Here is a 9,473-nt window from a genome sequence, read left to right as displayed (position 1 = left end):
CGATATTCCTATTTTCTCACTGCTCAGCGGTCCAGTTCAGCGTGTAGGCGCGCGCCCAGCGATGGGGGTAGTGATACGCCCGTCGACGACCGTGGCGAGATCATCCAGGGTGTCGCGGTGCCCGAGGTCGTGGGTGACGAGCAGGGTGGCGGTGTCGCGTTCGCGGGTGAGGCGGGAGATGAGTTCCATGATCTTTGCTCCGCGTTCTTGATCCAGGGCGCTGGTCGGCTCATCAACGAGGAGGACTTCGGGTTCGTGGACGAGGCCGCGGGCGATCGCGACCCGTTGCCGTTCCCCGCCGGAGAGCTGGTGCGTGCGCTTGCCTGCGTGCTCGGTGAGGCCGACGGCGTCGAGGAGTTCGTCTGCACGGGCGTCGATCTTCGCTCGCCTGTTCCGGCTGGTGCCGCCCGAGCCTGGCCATGACCTGCAACTGCTCGCGCGCCGTGAGCGCGGGCAGCAGGTTGGACTGCTGGAACACGATGCCGATGCGCTCACGGCGCAGTTGCGTGGCCTCGTGCTTCGAGAGCTGGGCGGCGTCGGTCATGTCGCTGCTATTGCCGATGAGAACTCCGCCAGAGTCGGGGCGAAGAAGGGTCGCGGCGACGGCGAGGATGCTGGACTTGCCCGACCCGGAGGGGCCGGTGATGCCGGTGACGGTGCCGTTGGTCCCGCGGAGGGTGACGTTGTCAACGGCGGTGATGCGGTTCTCCCCGTCGGGGAAGGTGAGGGTGACGTTCTGTAGTTGGATCATCGGTTGCTCCCAAGGGCGGTGAGGGGGTCGGCTTTGGTGACGGAGCGCAGCGCGAACGCGGCTCCTGCGAGGCCGAGGACCGCCATCACGACGGCTGGGGCGAGAGTGGTGATCGGGCTGATGATGAACGGGAGCGCCTGCCCCGCGAGGGTGCCGAGCCCGATCACGGCGGCGAGGCCGACACCGATCCCGGCGACCAGAACGATGGACGCCTGGCCGAGTGAGTCGCGCACGAGCGACCCGGTGGTCGCACCGAGGGCTTTGAGCACGGCCATGTCGCTGGCACGCTGCATCGTCCAGACCGTGAAGAACGCGCCTACGACGAGGGCGGAGATCCCGAACAGCATCGCGATCATCAGCCCGAGCGACCCGATCTCGGATCGGAACGCTTCCAGGGCGGTCAAGCTCGCCAGCGGTGTTTCGGCGACCGTGCCGGTTGCTGCACCTATGGTCTCCCATTCTGCGTTTCCGGTGACGGCGAGCACCGTCGCTTCGCCTGTGCCGCCGACGCGCTTACTTGCCTCGCTCCACGCCTCCGGGGTCAAGGCGATGACCGGGGTGTGGCTGTACCAAAGATCATCGCCGACGACGCTGACGGTGAAATCAGTGCCGGTGATCGAGATCGTGTCACCAGTCTCGACGCCGAGACCATCGGCGGCCCCGGAGGAGACACCGACCTGGTCGTCGTGAACCGGGGCGAGGTCGAACAGGGGGTTCGACTGGGTACCGGGGGCATGCTGCGGCAGCCCGTAGAGCGCAACCCCGGTCGGGTCGTCGGTGCCGCTGGCCGAGGCCCGCGATTGGACGATCCCGATGGGTGTCACCGACTCGACCCCGTCCGCCTGTTCCCATGCCGTGACTTTTTTCTCGTCGAGGGAGGAGGTTGCGTAGCTAGGGTCGCCGTTCTCGGGCTGCTGCAGCACGAGCCGGTCCCCGGGCAACTGCAGCACTGAGGAGATGTTCTGTGCGGCCAGACCCCCGGTGAGGCCGGAGAGGAAGCCGACGAGCAGGGTGATCAGGGCGACGACGGCCCCGATGAGGAGAAACCGGCCGCGGGCGAACCGCAACTCTCTCCACGCGACGAACACGATGATGCCTTTCCGCTCGCGCACTCTGCCCGAGCTACCCTTCAACCCTCCTTCGCGCAGGCAGGGCCGGACATCGCCCAAACCACGGGATTCACGGTCAAACTTTCGGTTGATGGCCGGGCAACACCGCTCGCATAGGCTTGGAGCGTCATGTCGCATTCGACCCTCGCCCCGGTGTTCACCGGTCTCCGGTTCGGCCTGCACACCCTCCTGATCGGGCTCGCGGGCTTCACGGTTGTGCGCGCATACGTCGTCTCCTCGCCGGCTGCGACATGGACACTGGTCATGGGGATCGCGTTCGTCGCGGTGTATCTCGCCGGTGCATGGGCGGCGCGGACACAAGGCGAGTCAGGAGTCTCCCGGCGCGGTGACGCCGTCGGCTGGATCGCCGCGCTCACGCTGTTGTGGGCGGTGCTGATGTGGCTGAGCCCCGATGGGGCGTACCTCGTCTTCCCGCTGTTCTTCCTCTACCTCCACGTCCTGCCCGGACGTGGAGGGGTCGCGGCGATCGTGGTCACGACCGCGTTCGCGATCCTCGCCCTCGGCCTCCATCTCGGGTTCAGCGTCGGCGGGGTGATCGGCCCACTGGTGGGCGCCGGCGTCGCCCTACTGATCGGGCTCGCCTACCGTGCGCTTCGGGGTGAAGCCGAAGAGCGCGAACGGCTCGTTGCCGAGCTGATCCGCACTCGGCAGCAACTCGCCCAGACCGAACGCGAACAGGGCGCACTGGCGGAGCGCGCCCGGCTCGCTCGTGAAATTCATGACACCGTCGCCCAGGGCCTGTCCTCGATCCAGATGCTGTTGCGTGCCGCTGAACGCGACACCCCCGAACCCGGTGCCGGGTACGTGCGGCTCGCCCGTGAGACCGCGGCCGACAGCCTCGCGGACACGAGGCAGATCATCCGCGAGCTCACCCCGACCCGCCTCGGCGACGGACTCGCCCCCGCCCTGCACCGCCTCGGTCAGGAACAGTCCGACCGCGCGTCCATCCCTGTCGAGGTGAGTGCCGAGGAACTCGACTTGCCGATGGGAACCCAGATCGCGCTGCTGCGAATCTTTCAGGGCGCGCTTTCGAACACGATCCGCCACGCGAATGCCACCCGCATCACCGCCGAACTCACCCGAGACAACGCCACGGTATCTCTGGTGGTCCGCGATGACGGCCGCGGCTTTGAGGTGTCCTCCGCGGTCGCCGACTCGCACGAGGCTGACTCCTTCGGGTTGCACGCCATGCGTGAGCGCCTCGAACAACTCGACGGCACCCTCACCATTGCCTCGGCCCCTCAACAGGGCACCACGGTCACCGCGCGACTGCCGCTTCTCACCGGAAGCGAGGCGGCATCGTGATCCGGATCGTGCTTGCCGATGACCACCCCGTCGTCCGCACGGGCTTGCGGGCGATGCTCTCAGGCGACCCCGACCTCGACGTGATCGGGGAAGCGGCAACCCCTGACGATGTCGTCGCCCTCGCGAGCGATCTGGTACCGGACGTGGTGCTCATGGACTTGCAGTTCGGCACCGACCAGACCGGAGCCGACGCGACCCGCCGCATCCGCGCACTCAACCATCCGCCTGCCGTGCTGGTGCTCACGAACTACGACACCGACAGCGACATCCTCGGCGCCGTCGAAGCCGGAGCCAGCGGCTACCTCCTCAAAGACGCCCCACTCGAGGAGCTCATCGCTGCAATCCGCGCCGCAGCCGCAGGCGAGACCGCCCTCGCCCCCGCGATCGCGGGACGACTGCTCGCCCGGATGCGTTCCCCGCAACCCAACCTCAGCGCCCGCGAGACCGAAGTGCTGCGACTCGTCGCAGACGGCGCGACGAACAACGACATCGCGGCACGACTGCATATCAGCGACGCGACCGTGAAATCACACCTCGTGCACATCTACACCAAGCTCGGCGTCTCCTCCCGCACCGCCGCCGTCGCTTCTGCACGCGACTCCGGCCTACTGCGGTGAAGGCAGGGACTGTCCGCTGAATGGTGTTTCTGGCCTGACACGCCGGCACGGCTGGCGGGGAAGGTCATGCGATGACCGAGAAGATCACGAGCGTGAGCTCGATGACCAAGAAGGTGAAGAAGATGGCCTCGCGCAGCGAGGCCGAGCAGGCCGCGGTCCGGGAGCTGGTCAAGGCCGCCCGGGCCCGCGGTGAGGACCTGACCGGCCCGGACGGGCTGCTCAAGTCGATCACCGCGAGGGGCTGCCCCCGGTCTGGTGGCAGTCCCGGTCAGCCTGTTGAGCACGGGTGTCTTGTCAACAGATTCGTGAACCTCTTGGCCTCGGCGACCAGCGTGGGGTCCCGCAATCGTGTGCAAGCGCCGGGGTGAGCGAGCCCGTGTCAGTCCGCCGCAGCCCCGGTGGTGGCGTCAATCAGGCGGTGGAGCACGTCACGTAGGTTTTCAAGCTCCTCGAGACTCATCTCGAGCGTGGCGAGGATCCCTGGGGGTATGCGTTCGGCTTCTGCTCGCATGTCGCGACCCCGGGGGGTGAGGCAGATGTCCAACGCACGCTCGTCTTCGGGCCGGCGCTCGCGTGTGATCAGACCTCGCGCTTGAAGTCGTTTGAGCAACGGTGACACGGTGGCCGGCTCCAGGCGGAGGCGTCGGCTCAGTCGTCCCAGGCTCACTGGCGTTTCTCCCACAGCGCGAGCATGACCAGGTACTGCGGGTGCGTGATGCCCAGGGGGTCGAGGAACGGCCGGTAGAGCGCGATGACGTTGCGAGAGGCCACGGCCAGGGCGAAGCAGACCTGCTGATCTAGCTCAAGCTGATCCTGACGCGTCGGCTCGGGAGTCGGCTGCTGAGCGGGCGTCATGCGTGACACCGTAGCCGACGAGCGCCGTTACACTGCATACGAACTCTTCGTCCACTAATAATATGGAGACTCCATGAGTGCACGGTTCGAGCGTGACGGCCTGTCGCTGTGGTATCGCTTCACCTGGAGGGTCAAGTACACGTTGCTGATCTTCTTCGGCCCGCCCCGCCTGGATCCTCGCCAGGACCCTCAGATTCGCATGGAGCGGGCCCGAGCTGCGAAGGTCGCGGAAGCGCGGGCAGCGCGAAGGGCGGCAGGACTCAGCGACACTGCATGACTTCTCGGTGCTCGAACTCGGTGATGTCGGAGCACTGCCGATCCCTGGCCCACCTCGTAGGTTGGGTCGGGCCGTCTCATCACGAGCGACGGCAGGAGAGGAGCACAGCATGCTGAAGGGCAAGGTCGCACTGGTGACTGGTGCGGGGTCCGGCATCGGTGAGGCGAGTGCACGGGCACTGGCTGCGCAGGGAGCGGACGTGACCCTGGTCAGTCGCACCCGGGAGGAGCTGGAGGCGGTCGCGGCCGACCTCGAGGCCGGCGGCGTTCAGACCCTCGTGGTGACCGGGGACGTCAGCGACGAGGACGACGCGCGGCGGATGGTGTCGGAGACCATCGAGCGCTTCGGCAGGCTCGACGTCGTCGTCGCCAACGCGGGGGTGAACGGCACCTGGGCAGGCATCGAGGACCTCGAGGTCGAGGACTTCCGGTCCACGATCGACATCAACCTGGTCGGGACGTTCCTCACCGTCAAGCACGCGGTGCCGCACCTGGCCGACGGTGGCGGCTCGGTCGTCGTGGTCTCCTCGATCAACGGCACCCGCGTCTTCTCGAACTCCGGCGCCACGGCATACTCCGCCAGCAAGGCAGGCCAGGTCGCCATGACCAAGATGCTGGCCGTCGAGCTCGGGCCGCGCGGCATCCGCCTCAACGTGGTGTGCCCCGGGGCGATCGACACCGAGATCGACGACAACACGCGGGCGGCGAACGAGGACGTGAAGATCCCGGTCGAGTTCCCGCAAGGGGAGATCCCGCTCACCGCAGGGACCCCGGGCGCGGCGCAGCAGGTGGCCGAGCTGGTGACCTTCCTCGCCTCGGACGCGGCCGGCCACATCAGCGGAACCGAGGTGTGGGTCGACGGGGCGCAGTCGCTGCTGCAGGGGTGACCGGGGGGGCCGGCAGCACTCAGCGCCGCAGTCCTTCCAATGATCAGCGGGCCTGTGTCGACCTGATCAGGCACTGACGGTGGCGTGCGGCAGCGCCATGATCGGGCTCGTGGACGGTGATCCAGCACTGCACGCGTATCTCAGCTACTCGGACGCCCAGGCCGGGCTGAGATGGCTGGAGCAGGTGGGGTTCAGCGTCGTCGCGCGTCAGGACGGCGACGGCGGTGCGGTGCTCCACGCGGAGGTGCGCTGGGGAGACGTGGTGCTGATGGTCGCCAGTGCTGACGACGACTACGACGTCCCCCGTCTCCTGGGTCGCAGCACGGGCGGTGGCCTGTACCTCTGGCTCTCCGACCCGAGCCAGGTCGACGAGTGGTATGCCCGAGCGCTGCAGGCGGGTGGCACCCAGGTGTTCGCTCCCGAGGAGACCGAGTGGGGGACCCGACGTGCGCGGGTCCTCGACCCAGAGGGCCACGAGTGGAGCATCGGGACATACCTCCCGGGCGCTTCCTGGGAACAGTGATGCTCTCCATCTGCCGATAGCCGCCTTCGGTCCTGCGGGCCCGGTATGCGGTGAGTCAGGTCCCGCAGTACGTCCGGTAGCGACCGAAGTCCGCCGGTGCAGGCTCGGCATACCGCTCGAGGCCGGGGCGCTCCCGGTAGGGGTCGGTGACGGCGCCCAGGAGCCGGACCATCGGCTCGAGGTCGCCGTCGCTGCCGGCTGCGAGAGCTTCCTCGACCAGGTGGTTGCGGGGGATGTAGACGGGGTTGACCCGGTCCATCAGCTCGGAGCGCGGACCGAGAGCGAGCCACCGCCCGGCCCAGGCGTCGAAACCCGCCAGATCCACGAAGAGGCTGCGGGCCGGCTCGACGTCGCCGCGGACCGCGTCGCCGAGGCGGCGGTAGAAGGAGGTGTGGTCGACATGGTTGTCCTGCAGCAGGCTCAGCAACTCGGCGACCAGGGGCTCGACGACCTCGGCGCTCACCGAGTCCGCCAGCCCCAGCTTGGCCCTCATGCCGCTCGACCAGGCCGACGCGAACTGCGCGGAGAACGTGCCGAGGGAGCCCATCGCCAGATCGACCGCCTGCTCCTCCTCGGTGTGCAGGAGGGGGAGCAGCGCCTCGGCGAGGCGAGCGAGGTTCCACTGGGCGACGCCGGGCTGGTTGCCGTAGGCATACCGTCCGCCGGTGTCGATCGAGCTGTAGACCGCCGCCGGGTCGACGGCCTCCATGAAGGCGCACGGTCCGTAGTCGATGGTCTCCCCGGAGATCGTCATGTTGTCCGTGTTCATCACGCCGTGGACGAACCCGACGAGCATCCACCGGGCGACGAGCTGCGCCTGGCCGGCGACGACCGCCTCGAAGAGCGCGAGGTAGGGGCTCTGAGCCGCGGCGGCCTCGGGGTGGTGGCGGCTGATCGCGTGGTCGGCGAGGCGGCGCAGGAGATCGGTGTCGCCGGTGGCTCGGGCGTACTGGAAGGTGCCGACGCGCAGGTGGCTGGAGGCCACCCGCGTGAGCACCGCTCCGGGCAGCAGCGTCTCGCGCTGCACCGGACGTCCGGTGCCCACCACGGCCAGCGACCGTGTGGTCGGCACGCCCAGGGCGTGCATCGCCTCGCTGATGACGTACTCGCGCAGCATCGGACCGACCGCCGCCAGGCCGTCACCGCCCCGGGCGAAGGGCGTGCGACCGGAGCCCTTGAGGGCGATGTCGACCTTCCGCCCCGCCGTGTCGTCGACCTCGCCGAGCAGGAGGGCGCGGCCGTCGCCGAGGCGGGGGGAGTAGCCGCCGAACTGGTGCCCGGCGTAGGCCTGTGCCACCGGGGTGGCGCCGTCGGGGACGAGGTGACCCGTCAGCAGGCGCAGACCCTCGGGACTGCGCAGCCAGGACGGGTCGAGGTCCAGCTCGGCAGCCAGCGATTCGTTGAGCACCAGGAGCCGGGGGTCCGGGGTGTCGTCGGCCTGCCACGGCACGGCGAGCTCCCCCAGCTCACGGGCGAACTGGTGGTCGAAGGACACGGTTTGCCGGGGCACGACACTCATCCATCGAGCGTAGGCGAGAGACCCCTCAGGGGCGGAACGCAGAGCTCGCGCCGTCCAGCGCGCCCTCCTGGACGGGGAGCTCGCCGCGGGTGACCGCGGCCAGCAGCTGCTCGTGGTCGGCCTCGGTCTGGTCGGCATACAGCCGGGCGAACCGGCTCAGGGCGACGTCCACCTTGTCCGAGCCCCCGACATACCCCGCGATCATGGACGCCCCGCTGGTGCGGGCGTGGCCCCTGGCCAGGAGGTGACCGACGATGCCGGCGTAGTCGGCCAGCGCCGGCGCGTCGATCGCGTCCAGGGGGATGGTGCCCTTGCTGTTGCGGAACTGTCGCACGTAGTAGGTGTAGTCGTCGCCGACGGTCGCCCACCCCAGCAGCGGGTCGCTGACCGTCTGCAGCGCCTGCTGGTACTCGACCACCCGCTGGCCCTGGTGCTCGTGCAGGGCGGAGTCGCCGTGCACGTGGCGGGCGATGACCGAGCGTCGGGCCTGCTTGAGCTGGAGGAACAGCACGTCGTCGGGGGTGCTGCCCTCCAGCAGCGCGACGTAGGCGCGCAGCCCCACGCTGCCGACCCCGACCACCTTGTGCGCGATGTCGACCAGGGTGTAGCCGCCGACCACCCGGCGCCAGTGCGGCGCGAGGGTCAGGAGGTAGCCGTCGAGCGCCTCGGCCAGGGCGTCCCGCTCCTGGTCGCTGACCCGGGTGATCGTGGGCGGGTCCTCGACGATCGCCCGTCGCCCGGCCCGCTCGGTCGTGAACTTCGGGAGCGCGCGATCACTCGTGCGCTTGCGGGCGCGCTTGGCCGACCGGTGGATCTCCTTGCGCAAGGTCTTCTCGGTCGCGGTCTCGTGCAGGCGGTTCACGTCGAGCCGGTTGTAGGAGCGTATGAGGAGCGGCTGCTCGGCGAGGAACCTCAGCTCGCCGCGGTATGCCGCGACGCAGGCCCGCACGGCGGCCTCGCACTGCTTCTCGGACAGCCCGTTCGCGCGCCCGGCGACGTGGACGCTGGCAACGAGGCGGCGCAGGTCCCACTCCCAGCACCCGGGGTGGGCCTCGTCGAAGTCGTTGAGGTCGATCACGAGTTCGCCCTCGGGGGAGGCGTAGAACCCGAAGTTGCCGAAGTGCGCGTCTCCGCCGATCACCGGCATGATCCCGGTCGCCGGCAGGTGCGCGACGTCGTCGGCCATGACCACGGCGGTGCCCCGCAGGAAGCCGTAGGGGTTGGTGACCATCCGACCCACGCGCACCGGGACCAGCTCGCTGCGCCACCCCTCGTGCGACTCCTGGATCAGCGCCACCGGGTCCGGCCGCCCCGCCCGAGGAGTCCAGTCACCCAGGCTCTTGCGCGGGACCTCCTTGCGCAGCGCCTTGCCCATGGCGTAGCGCTCCGCCCGCGAGGTGGGCCGCTTGTGGATGGAGGCGTATGCCGTGCTGTCGGCAGTGGCGAGCACGCGGTGGCCGGTGTCCACGGGGGTCACGGGAGCGGGTGTCCCGCCACGGCGTGCCGGGGCCCGCAGGCCGCCGGCGGGTCGGGCGCAGCGTGGGCGTGGTCGTCTGGCACGACCTCCCCCTCGCGTGTCGGCGCCGTTGGTGCAACACCCGGCCGGGGCG

At 69.2% G+C, this 9,473-nt stretch carries 9 protein-coding genes and 2 pseudogenes; 5 read left to right on the top strand and 6 right to left on the bottom strand.

The window, feature by feature from the left end; all coding sequences use genetic code 11:
* Window positions 1-36: 36 nt before the first annotated feature.
* Both FU792_RS12945 and FU792_RS12940 read right to left on the bottom strand, forming a co-directional pair.
* Window positions 37-751 (bottom strand): annotated as a pseudogene (locus tag FU792_RS12945) (ABC transporter ATP-binding protein).
* On the bottom strand, window positions 748-1,839 hold the full coding sequence (locus FU792_RS12940; RefSeq protein ID WP_028131033.1) for an ABC transporter permease: 1,092 nt from the start codon (window positions 1,837-1,839) through the stop codon (window positions 748-750). Before FU792_RS12940 ends, FU792_RS12945 begins: the two are co-directional and overlap by 4 nt.
* 150 nt (window positions 1,840-1,989) lie before the next feature.
* On the opposite strand from FU792_RS12940, the gene FU792_RS12935 reads away from it, so the two are divergent.
* The 3 genes and pseudogenes from FU792_RS12935 to FU792_RS19320 form a co-directional block, all read left to right on the top strand.
* Complete coding sequence (locus FU792_RS12935; protein WP_022925118.1) at window positions 1,990-3,186, top strand: sensor histidine kinase; 1,197 nt, start codon at window positions 1,990-1,992, stop codon at window positions 3,184-3,186.
* Window positions 3,183-3,803: a response regulator transcription factor gene (locus FU792_RS12930; RefSeq protein ID WP_022925119.1), complete on the top strand. Its 621-nt coding sequence runs from the start codon at window positions 3,183-3,185 to the stop codon at window positions 3,801-3,803. The genes FU792_RS12935 and FU792_RS12930 overlap by 4 nt, the downstream gene beginning before the upstream one ends.
* 71 nt (window positions 3,804-3,874) lie before the next feature.
* Window positions 3,875-4,039: pseudogene (locus tag FU792_RS19320) on the top strand (IS256 family transposase); the annotation flags it as partial.
* A 143-nt stretch (window positions 4,040-4,182) separates the two neighbouring features.
* On the opposite strand, the gene FU792_RS19315 reads toward FU792_RS19320, so the two are convergent.
* Together FU792_RS19315 and FU792_RS19310 are read right to left on the bottom strand one after the other, a co-directional pair.
* Window positions 4,183-4,470, bottom strand: coding sequence for a MarR family winged helix-turn-helix transcriptional regulator (locus tag FU792_RS19315; protein WP_420876833.1), 288 nt, complete (start codon window positions 4,468-4,470; stop codon window positions 4,183-4,185).
* Window positions 4,467-4,658 (bottom strand): hypothetical protein, encoded by a 192-nt coding sequence (locus FU792_RS19310; protein WP_420876832.1) that lies wholly within the window; start codon window positions 4,656-4,658, stop codon window positions 4,467-4,469. The genes FU792_RS19315 and FU792_RS19310 overlap by 4 nt, the downstream gene beginning before the upstream one ends.
* Before the next feature lie 386 nt (window positions 4,659-5,044).
* Between FU792_RS19310 and FU792_RS12910 the strand changes: the two genes are divergently transcribed.
* Together FU792_RS12910 and FU792_RS12905 are read left to right on the top strand one after the other, a co-directional pair.
* The gene (locus tag FU792_RS12910) at window positions 5,045-5,821 is read left to right on the top strand and encodes an SDR family oxidoreductase (protein ID WP_022925122.1); all 777 of its coding nucleotides are present in this window, start codon (window positions 5,045-5,047) and stop codon (window positions 5,819-5,821) included.
* 79 nt (window positions 5,822-5,900) lie between these two features.
* Entirely contained in the window at window positions 5,901-6,344 is a 444-nt protein-coding gene (locus tag FU792_RS12905; protein ID WP_237740026.1) for a VOC family protein, read from the top strand.
* Window positions 6,345-6,399: 55 nt separating this feature from the next.
* On the opposite strand, the gene FU792_RS12900 is transcribed toward FU792_RS12905, so the two are convergent.
* Entirely contained in the window at window positions 6,400-7,863 is a 1,464-nt protein-coding gene (locus tag FU792_RS12900) for a protein adenylyltransferase SelO (RefSeq protein ID WP_028131035.1), read from the bottom strand.
* Between the two features lie 25 nt (window positions 7,864-7,888).
* Window positions 7,889-9,340 carry a DUF2252 domain-containing protein gene (locus FU792_RS12895; RefSeq protein ID WP_022925125.1) on the bottom strand — a complete coding sequence of 484 codons (1,452 nt, stop codon included), beginning with the start codon at window positions 9,338-9,340 and terminating at the stop codon, window positions 7,889-7,891.
* Between the last annotated feature and the right edge of the window lie 133 nt (window positions 9,341-9,473).

The sequence above is a fragment of the Serinicoccus marinus DSM 15273 genome (assembly GCF_008386315.1).
Taxonomy (GTDB): domain Bacteria; phylum Actinomycetota; class Actinomycetes; order Actinomycetales; family Dermatophilaceae; genus Ornithinicoccus; species Ornithinicoccus marinus.
The sequence above is the reverse complement of the archived record's forward strand: the minus strand, read 5'-3'. Positions and strand labels throughout refer to the sequence as shown.